Annotated in this window: 13 protein-coding genes; 10 read left to right on the forward strand and 3 right to left on the reverse strand. The window is 73.0% G+C overall.

Going from position 1 to position 14,182, the window contains the following annotated elements; all coding sequences use genetic code 11:
• Together AC07A6_RS32365 and AC07A6_RS32370 are read right to left on the reverse strand one after the other, a co-directional pair.
• Nucleotides 1-670, reverse strand: a 670-nt coding sequence (locus AC07A6_RS32365; RefSeq protein ID WP_478779510.1) for a DUF6114 domain-containing protein, incomplete at its 3' end; no start/stop codon positions are given.
• On the reverse strand, nt 661-1,275 hold the full coding sequence (locus AC07A6_RS32370; RefSeq protein ID WP_478779511.1) for a DUF6230 family protein: 615 nt from the start codon (nt 1,273-1,275) through the stop codon (nt 661-663). The genes AC07A6_RS32365 and AC07A6_RS32370, both read right to left, overlap by 10 nt.
• A gap of 107 nt (nt 1,276-1,382) precedes the next feature.
• Between AC07A6_RS32370 and AC07A6_RS32375 the strand changes: the two genes are divergently transcribed.
• The 6 genes from AC07A6_RS32375 to AC07A6_RS32400 all read left to right on the forward strand — a co-directional run bounded on the left by AC07A6_RS32375 (nt 1,383) and on the right by AC07A6_RS32400 (nt 9,407).
• The gene (locus tag AC07A6_RS32375; RefSeq protein WP_362467468.1) at nt 1,383-2,075 is read left to right on the forward strand and encodes a TetR/AcrR family transcriptional regulator; all 693 of its coding nucleotides are present in this window, start codon (nt 1,383-1,385) and stop codon (nt 2,073-2,075) included.
• Nucleotides 2,076-2,232: 157 nt separating this feature from the next.
• Nucleotides 2,233-3,405 (forward strand): acyl-CoA dehydrogenase, encoded by a 1,173-nt coding sequence (locus AC07A6_RS32380; RefSeq protein ID WP_478779512.1) that lies wholly within the window; start codon nt 2,233-2,235, stop codon nt 3,403-3,405.
• Between the two features lie 99 nt (nt 3,406-3,504).
• On the forward strand, nt 3,505-5,997 hold the full coding sequence (locus tag AC07A6_RS32385; RefSeq protein WP_478779513.1) for a DUF6185 family protein: 2,493 nt from the start codon (nt 3,505-3,507) through the stop codon (nt 5,995-5,997).
• A 381-nt stretch (nt 5,998-6,378) separates the two neighbouring features.
• Nucleotides 6,379-6,993: a hypothetical protein gene (locus tag AC07A6_RS32390; protein ID WP_478779514.1), complete on the forward strand. Its 615-nt coding sequence runs from the start codon at nt 6,379-6,381 to the stop codon at nt 6,991-6,993.
• A 219-nt stretch (nt 6,994-7,212) separates the two neighbouring features.
• Nucleotides 7,213-8,286: an Rv3169 family protein gene (locus tag AC07A6_RS32395; RefSeq protein ID WP_386275188.1), complete on the forward strand. Its 1,074-nt coding sequence runs from the start codon at nt 7,213-7,215 to the stop codon at nt 8,284-8,286.
• A 29-nt stretch (nt 8,287-8,315) separates the two neighbouring features.
• Nucleotides 8,316-9,407 (forward strand): phosphotransferase family protein, encoded by a 1,092-nt coding sequence (locus AC07A6_RS32400; protein ID WP_478779515.1) that lies wholly within the window; start codon nt 8,316-8,318, stop codon nt 9,405-9,407.
• Nucleotides 9,408-9,414: 7 nt separating this feature from the next.
• On the opposite strand, the gene AC07A6_RS32405 is transcribed toward AC07A6_RS32400, so the two are convergent.
• On the reverse strand, nt 9,415-9,864 hold the full coding sequence (locus tag AC07A6_RS32405; RefSeq protein ID WP_362467474.1) for a hypothetical protein: 450 nt from the start codon (nt 9,862-9,864) through the stop codon (nt 9,415-9,417).
• 217 nt (nt 9,865-10,081) lie between these two features.
• Here AC07A6_RS32405 and AC07A6_RS32410 point away from each other — a divergent pair, with 217 nt between their 5' ends.
• The 4 genes from AC07A6_RS32410 (at nt 10,082) to fxsA (ending at nt 14,063) form a co-directional block, all read left to right on the forward strand.
• A complete protein-coding gene (locus AC07A6_RS32410) occupies nt 10,082-10,522 on the forward strand; it encodes an Lrp/AsnC family transcriptional regulator (protein ID WP_030011705.1) in 441 nt (146 codons plus the stop codon).
• Between the two features lie 130 nt (nt 10,523-10,652).
• Nucleotides 10,653-12,287 (forward strand): amidohydrolase, encoded by a 1,635-nt coding sequence (locus tag AC07A6_RS32415; RefSeq protein ID WP_478779516.1) that lies wholly within the window; start codon nt 10,653-10,655, stop codon nt 12,285-12,287.
• A gap of 325 nt (nt 12,288-12,612) precedes the next feature.
• Nucleotides 12,613-13,377 carry a polyprenol monophosphomannose synthase gene (locus tag AC07A6_RS32420; RefSeq protein ID WP_362467476.1) on the forward strand — a complete coding sequence of 255 codons (765 nt, stop codon included), beginning with the start codon at nt 12,613-12,615 and terminating at the stop codon, nt 13,375-13,377.
• 74 nt (nt 13,378-13,451) lie between these two features.
• Nucleotides 13,452-14,063, forward strand: coding sequence for an FxsA family membrane protein (gene fxsA, locus AC07A6_RS32425; protein WP_478779517.1), 612 nt, complete (start codon nt 13,452-13,454; stop codon nt 14,061-14,063).
• Nucleotides 14,064-14,182 lie beyond the last annotated feature (119 nt).

Here is a 14,182-nt window from a genome sequence, read left to right on the forward strand (position 1 = left end):
TTCTGGTTGGGGGGGTTTGGGGGACGGCGGGAGGGAAAACCCCTGGTGGAGGAAGCGGGGGGGGGGGGGTTGGGGGGGGGGGGGGGCCCGGTGGGGGCCCCCCCGCGCCGGCCGCCTCCGCCCGCGCCTGCGGGGTTCCGGCGGCCAGCGCGGCCAGCAGGACAACGGGCAGCACGGCGGCCGGCAGCCGCCCTGCCCCGCCCGCCGCCGCCCCGCCCCCGGCCCCTTCCCGGGTCCGCTTTCCGGCCTCCCCGGCCTCCTCCCCGGTCTTCTCCCCGGCCCCTTCCTCCGGCAGCGGGGTCCAGCCGAAACCCAGGGCGCTGCCCGCGATCCCGAGCAGCATGCCGACGAGGAACCCGCCCAGGTTGGTCGCCACGAAGGACAGCACCGACAGCAGCAGGGCGTGCACCGACACGTACGCCCGCGCCTGCGGCAGGAACCACAGGAACAGCCCCGCCACCATCAGCGCGGCCCCGATCCCGATCGCGGCGATCCCGCCCAGCCCGAGGCTGACCAGCACCGTCAGCGGCGAGAGCGGGACCAGCAGCAGCTCGGCCCCGCCCAGGACCAGCAGCAGGCCGCCCCAGAACGGCCGGGTCCGCCGCCAGGCCCGCAGCCGCGCCCGCAGGCCGGGCAGCGGCAGTGACGGCGCCCGGAGCCCTAGAAGCACTTCCCGCCGTCCAGGCTCACGTCCAGCTTCATGCCCTTGAGCCGGAAGTTGCCGCCGGTCGCGGACCAGGCGTGCGACTTCACGCCCACGACCTCGATGTTCCCGGCCTGGAGGCCGAACTTGCCGGGTTCGCCCCGCACCCCGTCCACCTGGTCGAGGGTGGAGGCGTCCCGGCCGATCTGCGCCGTGCCGAAGGTGGCGTCCCCGTCCAGGTCCTCGCCGTCGATGACCAGGTTGCTGGCGGTCACGTTCCCGGCCGGCCCGCCGGCGGTGAGTTTGAACACGACCTTCCCCACCGGGGTGTCCACCTCGGCGGACTGGCAGATGTCGGTGAGCGTGGCCTCCCCGATGCCCAGCAGCGCGACGGGGTGCCCCTTGCCGTCGACGGAGCGGTCGGTGTGCACGTAGGAGGCGAGCCCCTTGCTGCTCAGCTTGGAGGAGGAGACCTGGAAGGAGGTGCCCGAGACGGCGAAGGACGCGGCGAGCGCCCCCTGCGCCGTCACCACCCCCAGCACCCCGACCAGGGCGGCCGCCGGCAGCGCGACGAGCGCCGACTTCCGCCAGTCGACCCGGCCCTCGACGGCCGCTCTGTTGCCCTTGCCCATGATGTGCCTCCCGTGTGGATTCCGGAGGATCGGTGCGAAAGGAGCGCGACAGGCAGGTCTGCCATACTGCGGGCAAATCCTGTGGCGGTTCGAGGCTAGGGCTGAATTTGAATAATAGTCAACAGCGCGGCACAGCCCCGCGTTCGCAGGTTCGACGGGCCGAACTCATAGCCATCGGGCGGAAGTTGTTCGCCGACACCCCGTACGACGCCCTCTCCATGGACGACATCGCGCGCCAGGCCGGCGTCGCCAAGGGGCTCGTCTACTACTACTTCAAGAGCAAGCGCGGCTATTACCTCGCGATCGTCGAGGACTCCGTCGCCGGCCTCGTTGCCCGCGCCGGAGGGGACACCGGCCTGCCGGCCGCCGAACGGGCCCGCCGCACGATCGACGGCTACCTCCACTACGCCGAGCACCACCGCGCCGCCTACCGCACCATCGTCACCGGCGGGGTCGGCTCCGACGACGAGGTGCTGGCCATCCGCGACTCCGTCCGCGAGGAACTCGTCGCCACCATCGCCGAGGGCGCCTACGGCCGCCGCGAGGTCCCGCCCCTGGCCCGGCTCGCCCTCGTCGGCTGGCTCTCCGGCGTGGAGGGCGCCACCCTCGACTGGATCGGCACCCCGCCTGCCGCGGCGCGCCCCGGGCGGGACGCCCTCGCCGCCCTGCTCGTGCGACAGCTGCGGGCGACGCTGACCGTGATCGAGGAGTTCGTCCCCGACTGTCCGGCTCCTCCACCGGCTCCCGAGGAGGCCGCGAGCGGATCGAATGATCATGGCAATCATGTACCGGTGACGTAAAGCGCCTGATCGGGCATACTCAAGCCGCCGCAGCCGCTGAGCGAGCCGTTCCGTAACCCGGGAGGGCAGCATTCGGCTGTGAGAGCACCGAGACCCGGCGGCGCGTCCCACACCTCACGCGTCGCCGCCGTGCCCGACGAGGGAGGAGAGCGCCGCCATGACCGACCGCGCCCCGCAGCCGGTGGACCGTCAGCTGCCCACCGAGGAGTCCCGGGACCTCCTCGCGCTCGTACGCGAGATCGCCCAGAGGGAGATCCGCCCGCATGCCGCGGACGAGGAGGAGACCGGCAGGTTCCCCCGCGAGGTCTTCACCCTGCTGTCCGAGGCCGGCCTGCTCGGCCTCCCGTACGACGGCGAGTTCGGCGGCGGCGAGCAGCCGTACGAGGTCTACCTCCAGGTACTGGAGGAGCTGGCGGCCGCCCGCCTGACCGTCGGCCTCGGCGTCAGCGTGCACTCCCTGGCCTGCCACGGCCTGGCCGGCTACGGCACCAAGCAGCAGCAGGCGGCCCACCTGCCCGACATGCTCGGCGGCGGGCTGCTCGGCGCGTACTGCCTCTCCGAGCCGGCCGCCGGTTCGGACGCCGCGTCGCTGACCACCAAGGCGGTCCGCGACGGCGACGACTGGGTGATCACCGGCACGAAGGCCTGGATCACCCACGGCGGCGTCGCCGACTTCTACACCGTCCTCGCGCGCACCGGAGCCCCCGGCGCCAAGGGCATCACCGCCTTCCTCGTCCCCGGCGACGCCCCCGGCCTGACGGCGGCCGTCCCCGAGAAGAAGATGGGCATGAAGGGCTCGCCCACCGCCCAGCTGCACTTCGACGGCGTCCGCGTGCCCGACTCCCGGCGGATCGGCGAGGAGGGCCAGGGCTTCACCATCGCCCTGGCGGCCCTGGACGCCGGCCGGCTCGGGATCGCGGCCTGCGCCATAGGCGTCGCCCAGGCGGCCCTGGACGAGGCCGTCTCGTACGCCCTCGGCCGCAAGCAGTTCGGGCACCCGATCGCGGACTTCCAGGGGCTGCGCTTCATGCTCGCCGACATGGCCACCAAGATCGAGGCGGGCCGGTCGCTCTACCTCGCGGCCGCGCGGCTGCGGGACGCGGGCAAGCCCTTCTCCCGGCAGGCGGCGATGGCCAAGCTCTTCTGCACGGACGCGGCCATGGCCGTCACCACGGACGCGGTGCAGATCCTCGGCGGCTACGGCTACACCGCGGACTTCCCGGTGGAGCGGCTGATGCGCGAGGCGAAGGTCCTCCAGATCGTGGAGGGCACCAACCAGATCCAGCGCATGGTCATCGCCCGCCACCTGGCCGGCCCCGAGACCCGCTGACGCCGGACGTGTGAAGGCTCTCGGCCGCAGGGCTGAACCCGCAGGGGTTCCGCCGTGTCGCCGGGAGCCGCACGGGCCCGCCGGAGAAGATCATGGGCGGTGACCCGCCTCAGACGCTCCGGCCTGCTCCTGCCGTACGTACTGCTGCTGCTCGCCCTCCTCGCCGTCCAGGCCCCGGGGGTCCGGGCCGCCGCGGCGGACCCCTGCCGGGCGGACCAGCTGGGCGGGGCGAAGGTCACCGCCTCGGCGGAGTTCGACCACCGCGGCCGTGACTACAGCCTGCTCACCAGCGTGATGGAGATCCGGGTCCCGACCAGCTGGGGGCCCGCCCCGGACCTGCTCCTGGACTCCCGCTCACCGCGATACCGCTTCGCGCTGCGCTGTCTGCTGGGGAAGGTCACGGACACGGATGAAGAGGGCTTCTTCGACCGCGAGTGGCGTCTCAAACCGCTGACTGTGACGGCCGACGGCAAGTTGACCACCGTCCACTACGAGGCCGTCTCATGGATTCAGGTGCTCGGTCCGTATCACGTCGGGCCCTGGCAGCTCGACGCGGGCGAGAACGAGTGGGTCCTCGGACTGAAACCGCCGCCGAATCTCGCGAGGGCCACGTGGGAGGACGTGCACGTCCGGCTGGGCGGCCCCGGCGCCATGTCGGTCAGCCCCGCGCCGGCCTTCGGTGAAAAGGGCACCGAACTGAAATGGCAGCAGCGAAACGGTGGCGAGGCCTTTCGGGTGGCGTTCCGTCCGCCCGCGGCACAGCAATGGAGCGCCATCGCCGCGACGCAGAGTGAGTTCTGGGAAACCTTCGGCTACGACAGCGCCTCGGGTGCCTTTTGGTTCCTGGAGGCGAGCGTGCTCTTGCTGCTCTGTGTCAGGAAGCTCCGGCGAGGTCTGGGCGACGGCCTGATGCCGGAGGAGGAACAGTCACTCAAGACGTTGAAGACGTGGGCGCTCGTGCAGGCGCTGCTCGCCCTCGTGTTCTTCCTGGGTGACAACGCCTACCGTTTCATGCGCCAGCAGATGTCCTGGCACTGGGATTACGAGGGGGCTGTCTGGCTGTTCGCTCTGCTGCTGGTCGGGCTCGCTCTGTGCTTCCTGGGTAGGGTGGGGAAACCCTTCCTCATCGGGGCGTGTGCCTTCACGCTCTGTTTGGCGGCAGCCTACGCCTACGTCGAATGGTCGGAAAACGCTCTGCTGGCCAACAGCGACGCCGAGATCCATCCCCCCGGTTCCTGGATCGTGCTGCTCGTCCTGCTGACGGTGCTCTTCGTGGGGGTACTGGGGCTGCTCTCGTCCGGACAGCGGGTCCTGCTCATGGGAGGCGGAGGGCTGCCGCGACGGCTGCTGGCAGCGATCTCTTTCGTGGTGGCGGGCGCGACCCTCCTGTGGTCCTACTTCGCCTTCGAGCGCAGCTGGGAACGCATCAGCTGGCTCGTGGACCCCCGCTGGCGGACGTACGGGGGCCAATGGGCGTACTACTACGACCAGTGGTGGTGGTGGTCCCCTTACTACTCTCTCAGTGCTCTGCTGGGAGGCGCCGCCTACCTGACGCCCTTGGCCCTGGTGGGGGTGCTCCGCGTCTGCCGTTCCGAACAGCGCGAAGAGGACTCGTTCACGCCCAACCAGGCCGAGAAGTTCCTGCTGGTGGTGCTGTTCGCGCTCATCGTGGTCCCCAGCTACGCCTCCTACTACGGCTTCTCCGGTGACATCGTCATCGTGATCGTCAGCCTCGCCGTGGCCTGGGGTCTGCTCGCTCTGGGACAGGCCAGATCCGTGCTGGAACAGCCCTCGGCGGACAACGTCCCGCTCGGCAAGACCGTCTCGCGGACGGACCGTTCCGAATTGCTGCGCCTCGCGCGGCGCTTCCGGCAGCTCCAATCGCGGCTCCAGCGCGCGGGCGCCGGGTCGTCGGGTGAACGCACCCCGACGCAGGAGTCGATCGAGCACGAGATCGACGAGTTGGACCAGTGCCTGCCGGAAGGTGTGCGGCCGGTCGACCTGCCGTTTGCCTGCGGGCCCATGCCCACCTGGTGGGGCAACGCGTGCCGCGGGGCGCTCGTCGCCTGCTACGTCGGCTTGCCCGCCACTGCGCTGATGTACTGGACGGACATGATCAGGAACGAATCGTGGCTCCTGACCACCCAGTACGACGCAGGCTTCCTCTCCATCCTTCTCGAGATCGTCTTCTGGCAGTCCACCTGGGTGGCCGGAGGGTTCTTCCTGGGCGCGCTCTGGCGTGACCTCCCCGGCCGGCACGGGCCGACCAAGGCGCTCGGTGTCGCCGTCGCGTTCACCGTTCCGGTCGTCGCCCACCAGGTGATCGCCCAGACCATCGGCCAGAGCATGGAGGGGACGAACCCGGCCATGGCCGCCTTCGCCTCGGTCATGACGTTCACCGGCCTGGTCATGGACGTCCAGACGTTCCAGAGCGAGCGGCGCTACTGGCCGACCAGCGCCGGCCTCGTCGCGTACGTCTACCAGATGCGCTTCGCCTCGGTGGCGTTCTGCCTGGCGCAGCTCCTGGCGCTCGCCACGATCTGGAAGACGTTGCGGGAAGGGGGCCCGCTGGAGCCTCCAGCGGGCCGCTAGGGCGTCCCGCTCAGGACTCGTACAACGGCCCGCTAGGCCAGATCGGCGATGACGCGATACGGGACCACTCCGGGTCGCGCCGACCCGGCAGGGTGCGGCCGGCGGCGGCCCAGCGGGCGAGGAGGTCGCCGTAGATGGGCGGGTCGGGGTTGCGGGGCCGGCCGTGCTGTCCGCCCGGCGCCGGGACCGTCTGCTGAACCGATTCTTCGTAACCCGGCGGGGTGGGACGCCGCCTGCGCCCCGCTCTCGCCGACGGTGTGTCGAGAGTGGTCATGCACGGCCAACGCCGCACCCGGCGCGGGGGTAACCCGTCCCCGTCCGCGCCCATCCGTTCGACCCTTCCCACTGTTCGCGGGGCCGCGCGGTGGCGATCATGGGCTGATGCGTACACGTCACGCCCTTGCGGCGGCCCTGGCCGTCACCGCGCTCCTCGCGCTCACCGGCTGCCAGGAGGCGAAGCCCTCCGGCGGAGCCGCGCCCGGTTCCGCCCCGGCCTCGGCCCCCGCTTCCGCTCCCGCGAAGCAGGGCACCCTCCCCGACCTCGTCGGCAAGGGTCTCCAGGCCGCGCAGGACGAGGCGCAGGCCGCCGGTTTCCACCTCCTCGTCTCGCACGACGGCCTGGGCCGCGGGCGCGCCCAGGCCTTCGACCGGAACTGGAAGGTGTGCTTCCAGAGCCCCGGTCCCGGCGCCGCGTCCACCGAAGCCAGGATCGACTTCGGCGCGGTGAAGGCCGATGAGACCTGCCCGGCCGCGGATCCCGGTCTGCCCTCGGCGGCGGCCGGCGCGACGCCGGACTTCTATCGCAAGTCCGTGAAGGCCGCCCGGGACGCCCTGCCCTCCGGCACGGGCATCACCGTGAAGGACGGGCTGCAGGGCCGGACGGTCCGCCTGGAGACGAACTGGCAGGTGTGCGCCCAGCTCCCGAAGGGGGGCAACCCCCTGAACGGAGGACCGGTGGAGCTGATCGTCGTCCAGTTCGGCGAGACCTGCCCCTGATCTCCGGTGCGGGGGCGGGGCAGGGCCTCGGAGCCGTGCGGTGGCTCGCCGTGCCGCCTTGGCAGGGTGTGCCGGAACCCTGGCACCGGGCGCGGTTTCTGACGTACCGTCATATCCGCTCAGCAGCCCTGCCCGCCCCCGTGCCCCAGGAGGTTTGCCGTGCCCGCGGACCGCCCCGTCGCCCTCGACGAGTACCCCGTCCACCAGGCCCCGCTGTCGATGAAGCACCACGTCAGCGGCGACCGGAACGCCTACGACCGCTGCATCTTCCACGTCTTCGACCACGCCGGCCGCGCCGTCCTCATCCTCGGCCTCGGCGTCTACCCCAACGCCGGGGTCATCGACGCCTACGCCACCCTGCGCCTGGGCGACGACCTCCTCGCCGTCCGCGCCTCCGACGCCCTCACCGACGACCGGATGAACCTCTCCGTCGGCCCCCTGTCGATCACCGTCGACGTACCGCTCAAGAAGCTCACCCTGCGCTGCGCACCCGACCCGGCGGACCCGCACGGACTCTCGTACGACATCACCTGGACCGCGGAGTTCCCCGCCGTCTGGGAACCCCACCACATCCAGCGCCGCGGCGACCGCCTCATGCTCGAAGGCCGCCGCTTCGTCCAGGCCGGAAACGTCACCGGCACCGTCCGCGCCCGCGGCGAGGAGTTCACCCTCACGCCGGGGGAGTGGACCGGCACCCGCGACCGCAGCTGGGGGGTGCGCCCGATACCCGGCGAGGACGGCGGCCGGGCCGCCGAGGAGATGCGCCCCGAGGGCTTCCACTGGCTCTGGATACCCGTCCGCTTCGAGGACCGCTTCCTGATGGTCATCGCCCAGGAGGACGCCGACGGCCACCGCACCCTCAACGAGGCCGTCCAGGTCTTCCCCGAGGACAGCGGCCGCCACGACGTCCAGCTCGGCTGGCCCCAGACCGAGATCTCCTACCGCCCCGGCACCCGCCACCCCGAGCGCGCCGTCGTCCACCTCGCCGACCCCTCCCGCAAACCCCTCGAACTCGGCGTCGAGATCCTGAACTCCTCCCCGCTCGCCGTCGGCGCCGGCTACCCGCCCGCCGCCGACTGGCAGCACGGCACCTGGCAGGGCCGCGGCTGGACCGACCGCCGCACCTACGACCTCTCCGACCCGGCCGCCCATCCCATGGCCGCCTTCGGCGTCACCGACCACTCCGCCCGCTTCACCCTCGACGGGCGCACCGGCTTCGGGATCTTCGAGCACGGCAGCTTCGGCCGCCACGACCCCAGCGGCTTCGCCGACTACTCCTCCGTCGCCCCCTGACCCAGCACCCGAGACAGGAAGGACCGGCCATGGCCACGGCACCCCGCCCCCGCACCTCCACCCGAGAGCCCGAGGAACTCGGCCGCCGCCTCGCGGCCTGGCTCGACGGCCGGCTCCCCGGCGCGAAGGTCGTCAACACCACCGTCCCCGGCTCCAACGGCATGTCCAGCGAGACGCTGCTCTTCGACATCGAGCACCCCGACGCCCCCGTCCGCGCCTGCGCCCTGCGCCTGGCCGCCGACCCGGCCGCCTACACCGTCTTCCCCACCTACGACATGCCCCGCCAGCACCGCGTGATGAGCCTGGTCGCCGAGTACACCGACCTGCCCGTTCCGCGCGTGCTGTGGCTGGAGGAGGACCCGGCCCCGCTCGGGGCGCCGTTCTTCGTGATGGCCCGCGCCGAGGGCCGCGTACCGCCCGACGTCATGCCCTACACCTACGAGGGCAACTGGCTGCACTCCGCCACCGACGCCGAGCGGGCCGAACTCCAGGAGGCGAGCATCTCCCTCCTCGCCCGGCTGCACGACCGGTTCCCCGCGAAGGAGGCCGAGTTCCTGCTCCCGGCGGGCGAGGGCAGCCCGCTGCGCCGCCACGTCGACGCGCAGCGCGCCTACTACGAGTGGGTGGTGTCCGGCCTGGCACGCTCGCCCCTGCTGGAGCGGGCCTTCGACCGGCTGGAGGAACTCTGGCCCGCCGACGAGGGCGACCCGGTCCTCAACTGGGGCGACGCCCGCATCGGCAACGTCATCTACGACGGCTTCCGGCCGGCGGCCGTCCTCGACTGGGAGATGGCGGCCTACGCCCCGCGCGAGGTCGACCTCGGCTGGACCGTCTACCTGCACCGCTTCTTCCAGGACCTGACCGTGAGCTTCGGCCAGCCGGGCCTGCCCGACTTCCTGCGCCGCGAGGACCTGGAACGCCGCTACGCGGAGCTCACCGGGCACACCCCGAGGGACATGGAGTTCCACACCCTGTACGCGGCCCTGCGGCACGGGATCGTCATGCTGCGCGTCGCCTACCGGCAGGCGTACTTCGGCGAGGTGGAGGTCCCCGCCGACCCCGACGGGCTGATCCTGCACCACGCCAGCCTGTCCGGCATGGTGCAGGGCACCTACTGGTAGCCGCGGATCAGGCGGCCTGCGCGTGCTGGCTCCGGCTCGGCAGCGCGGCCGCCGCCGGCCGCACGGGACGCGAACCCGGCCCGCCGACGTGCGAGAACGGCTGCGTCCGCCAGTCCAGCCCCTGCGGCAGGGCGAGGTGCACGATGGCGTCCAGGTCCTGCTGCTCCGGCAGGAGCGCGCCCAGCGTGGGCAGCGCGTCCGAGACCGGGCGGCCGGTGCCGGCGCACACCGTGAGCCCGAACGGGTTCCACGGGGTCAGGCACAGCGCGTGCTGCGGCAGGTGCTCCTCGTCCGCGACGAGGGCGACCGACTGGCCGCAGTCCGGGCAGACCGCGTGGCGGACCTCGAAGTCCTCGGCGTCGCCGGGTTCGAGGTACTCCCCGTCGTCCGCGTAGTCGGTCTCGACGGATTCCAGGGGCTCCGGTTCGGTGCGACCGGCGCGCTTGGTGTTCAGCATGGATGTACTCCCCCTTGGGTGGGCCGGGCGGGCAGGTACTTCGGCCACGGCCACACCAAGCACTTCCCGCCGCGCGGCACGAGTAACCACCAGAGCGGGATGTACGCCCGTACATGCCTGTGGCTTTGGTCACATGCCCGCCGCAGGTGCCACTTCTCCGTGGACACCGCTGTGCCGGAAGCCGCTCGGGGCAATAGGTTGTGCGGCTATGAGCGCAATGGAGGAGCTGGACCGCCAGATCGTGGATCTGCTCGTGCGGGACGGGCGGATGAGCTACACGGACCTGGGCAAGGCCACGGGCCTGTCCACGTCGGCGGTCCACCAGCGAGTACGCAGGCTGGAGCAGCGCGGTGTCATCCGCGGGTACGCGGCCGTCGTGGACCCCGAGGCCGTCGGGCTGCCGCTGACGGCCTTCATCTCGGTCAAGCCGTTCGACCCGAGCGCGCCGGACGACATCGCGGACCGGCTGGCCGGCGTGCCCGAGATCGAGGCCTGCCACAGCGTCGCGGGCGACGAGAACTACATCCTCAAGGTCCGGGTCGCCACCCCGCTGGAACTGGAGGACCTCCTGGGCCGCCTCCGCGCCCTGGCCCACGTCTCCACCCGCACCACGGTGGTCCTCTCCACCCCCTACGAAGCCCGTCCGCCCCGCGTCTGATCCAGCCCCGGCCGGCACATTCCAGCCCCGCCGGCGTTTGAGGCGCGGGGGTCTGGGGGCGGAGCCCCCAGGGGGTCCGGGCGCAGCCCCGGGGAAAACCGCGGCCAGCGGAGGGGCGAGACTGGTCCCCATGACCGACCGCACCCCCTCCGCCGAAGCCGCCGGAGCCACCGCACCCTCCCGAACCGTCCTCCTCCGCGGAGGCGAGGTGCACAGCCCCGCCGACCCCTTCGCCACCGCGATGGTCGTCGAGCGCGGCCACGTCGCCTGGGTCGGCTCCGAGGGTGCCGCCGACGCCTTCGCGCAGGGCGTGGACGAGGTCGTGGACCTCGGCGGGGCGCTCGTCACGCCGGCCTTCACCGACGCCCACGTCCACACCACCTCCACCGGCCTCGCCCTCACCGGCCTCGACCTGACCGGCGCCCGCTCCCTCGCCGAGGCCCTCGGCCTCGTCCGCGCGTACGCCGGCCGGCGGCCCGCCGACCGGGTGCTCCTCGGCCACGGCTGGGACGCCGCCCGCTGGCCCGAGCGCCGCGCGCCGCGCCGCTCCGAGCTCGACGAGGCCACCGGCGGCCGCCCGCTCTACCTGAGCCGCATCGACGTGCACTCCGCGGTGGTCACCACGGCCCTGCTGGACCTCGTCCCCCAGGTGCACCCGCACGGCGACGACGTGCCGCTCACCAAGGACGACCACCACGCCGTCCGCCGTGCCGCGCTCGCCGCCCTCACCCCCGCCCAGCGCGCCGAGGCGCAGCGGGCGGCCCTGGACCGGGCGGCCTCCCTCGGCATCGGCTCGGTGCACGAGTGCGGCGGGCCCGACATCTCCTCCGCCGAGGACTTCACCGGCCTGCTGGCCCTGGCCGCCGGGCACCCCGGGCCGCGCGTCCACGGCTACTGGGCGGACCGGGACCTCGCCCTGGCGAAGGAGCTCGGCGCGGTCGGCGCGGCCGGCGACCTGTTCGTGGACGGCGCCCTCGGATCGCACACCGCCTGTCTGCACGCCCCGTACGCCGACGCCGCGCACACCGGCACGGGCTACCTGGACGCGGCCGAGGTCGCCGAGCACGTCGCCGCCTGCACCGAGGCGGGCCTGCAGGCCGGGTTCCACGCCATCGGGGACGCCGCCGTCGCCGCCGTGGTCGAGGGCGTCCGCGCGGCCGCCGCGAAGGTCGGGCTCGACCGGATCCGGGCCGCCCGGCACCGCGTCGAGCACGCCGAGATGATGACCCCGCAGACCATCGCGGCCTTCGCGGAGCTCGGGCTCACCGCCTCCGTGCAGCCCGCCTTCGACGCGGCCTGGGGCGGCGAGGACGGCATGTACGCCGACCGGCTCGGTGCCGGGCGCGCCCGGACCCTCAACCCCTTCGCCGCCATGCTCAAGGCCGGCGTCCCGCTGGCCTTCGGCTCGGACGCCCCCGTCACCCCGCTCGACCCCTGGGGCACGGTCCGCGCCGCCGCCTTCCACCGCACCCCCGAGCACCGGATCTCCGTACGGGCCGCCTTCGCCGCCCACACCCGGGGCGGCTGGCGGGCGCTGGGCCGCGACGACGCGGGCACCCTCGTGCCCGGTGCCCCGGCCGACTACGCCGTCTGGCAGACCGGCGAACTGGTGGTCCAGGCCCCCGACGACCGGGTCGCCCGCTGGTCCACCGACCCCCGCTCCGGCACCCCCGGCCTGCCCGACCTGAGCCCGGGCGGGGACCTGCCGGTGTGCCTGGCGACGGTGGTCGGCGGCCGGGAGGTATTCGTACGGCCACAGGGGTGATCCACCGGGCCTCGGTGCGGTGCGGGCGGCCCGACCCGGATAGGTTCGGCCGGGCCCACCCCAGGACGTCCCCACCGGACGGCTCCGTCCGCTCCGCGCGCCCGCGCCTCGGGGGCGAGGGAAGGTTTCGCCGGTGGGGCGGCTCCCGGCGCGTACCGGGGGAGGGTGGCCCCGGACCGGGCCCGGCGGCCCAGTAGACAACGGTCACGGCGGCCCGCAGCCAGCGGGAGCCGGTCCGGCCCGAAGGGCCGCCGGTCCCGGTCGCCGGCTGTTCTAAAATCATCCTGTCGTGACGGGACGGACGAAGAACACACAAGGGGAACCAGTGAGCGATGGCGGGCAGCGGACGTACGGACCGCTCGGCACCACCTTGGTGATCATTCCGACGTACAACGAGGCCGAGAACATCGGCCTGATCACCGGCCGGGTCCGCGCAGCCGTCCCCGAAGCCCACATCCTGGTCGCGGACGACAACAGCCCCGACGGGACCGGCAAGCTCGCCGACGAGCTGGCGGCGGCCGACGACCACATCCACGTCATGCACCGCAAGGGCAAGGAGGGCCTCGGCGCCGCCTACCTCGCGGGCTTCGCCTGGGGCCTGGAGAACGGCTACGGCGTCATCGTCGAGATGGACGCCGACGGCTCCCACCAGCCGGAGGAGCTGCCCCGGCTGCTCACCGCGCTGGGCGGCGCCGACCTGGTGCTGGGCTCCCGCTGGGTGCCGGGCGGCCGCGTCGTCAACTGGCCCAAGAGCCGTGAGTTCCTCTCCCGCGGCGGGTCCACCTACTCCCGGCTGATGCTGGACGTCCCGATCCGCGACGTGACCGGCGGCTACCGCGCGTTCCGCCGCGAGACCCTGGAGGGGCTCGGCCTCGACGAGGTCGCCTCGGCCGGCTACTGCTTCCAGGTGGACCTGGCCCGCCGGGCCGTCCGCAAGGGCTTCCGGGTGGTGGAGGTGCCCATCACCTTCGTCGAGCGCGAGCTGGGCGACAGCAAGATGAGCAAGGACATCGTGGTCGAGGCCCTCCTGCGGGTCACCCAGTGGGGCCTGAAGGAGCGCGCCGCCAAGCTGGCCGGCAAGCGCCGCTGACGGCCACCCCCTAGGGGATGCCCGGTACCTCCGGCTGAGCCCGGTTTCACCGGGGTGCAGGCACACTGGGGGGTATGACGACCGGCATCGGCCCTTCGAGTACGGGCACTCCGACGGCCCCCCGGCGGCGCTCGCCCGCCCGTACCTTCATCCCCCTGGCGGTCGCCGCCTGGCTGATCCTGGAGATCTGGCTGCTCAGCCTGGTCGCCGGGGCGGCCGGCGGGTTCACCGTCGCGGCGCTGCTCGCCGGCGGGCTGGTGCTCGGCGTGGTGGTCATCAAGCGGGCCGGCCGCCGCGCCTTCAAGAACCTCACCCGCAGCTTCCAGCAGGCCCAGGAGCAGGCGATGGCGGGCGGCATACCGCCCGCCCCGCAGCCCCCCAAGGGCTCCGGCAACGCGATGACCATGCTCGCCGGCCTGCTGCTGATCATGCCCGGCCTGCTCTCCGACCTCGCCGGCCTGCTCCTGCTGCTGCCGCCCGTACGGGCCTTCGCGGGCCGCCGGGCCGAGCGCACCCTGGAGCGGAAGATGGCCTCGGGCGCCCCGGGCGGCTTCGGCGACGCCTTCACCCAGGCCCGGATCCACTACCCGGACGGCAAGGTCGTCCAGGGCGAGGTGATCCGCGAGGACGGCCCCGAGCGCTCCGCGGGCCCGGACACCGTCTACCGTCCTCCGCTGGCCCCGTAGGACCCGCCGGCGGCCCGGCAACAGGGCACGGCGCACAACAGCACACACGGAAACGCCGAGGGGGCCCGCCCCCCCCCCCGCTGGGGGCCCCCTCTCCCTCTTCGTTTCCTCGGGTGGCG

Source organism: Streptomyces sp. NPDC044002 (assembly GCF_056434525.1).

Bases quoted from the DNA above. Each gene is read 5' to 3' on its own strand.
- AC07A6_RS32370 (WP_478779511.1), bottom strand. From the start codon at position 1,275: ATGGGCAAGGGCAACAGAGCGGCCGTCGAGGGCCGGGTCGACTGGCGG.
- AC07A6_RS32380 (WP_478779512.1), top strand. From the start codon at position 2,233: ATGACCGACCGCGCCCCGCAGCCGGTGGACCGTCAGCTGCCCACCGAG.
- AC07A6_RS32390 (WP_478779514.1), top strand. From the start codon at position 6,379: ATGCGTACACGTCACGCCCTTGCGGCGGCCCTGGCCGTCACCGCGCTC.
- AC07A6_RS32395 (WP_386275188.1), top strand. From the start codon at position 7,213: ATGAAGCACCACGTCAGCGGCGACCGGAACGCCTACGACCGCTGCATC.
- AC07A6_RS32400 (WP_478779515.1), top strand. From the start codon at position 8,316: ATGGCCACGGCACCCCGCCCCCGCACCTCCACCCGAGAGCCCGAGGAA.
- AC07A6_RS32405 (WP_362467474.1), bottom strand. From the start codon at position 9,864: ATGCTGAACACCAAGCGCGCCGGTCGCACCGAACCGGAGCCCCTGGAA.
- AC07A6_RS32410 (WP_030011705.1), top strand. From the start codon at position 10,082: ATGGAGGAGCTGGACCGCCAGATCGTGGATCTGCTCGTGCGGGACGGG.
- AC07A6_RS32415 (WP_478779516.1), top strand. From the start codon at position 10,653: ATGACCGACCGCACCCCCTCCGCCGAAGCCGCCGGAGCCACCGCACCC.
- fxsA (WP_478779517.1), top strand. From the start codon at position 13,452: ATGACGACCGGCATCGGCCCTTCGAGTACGGGCACTCCGACGGCCCCC.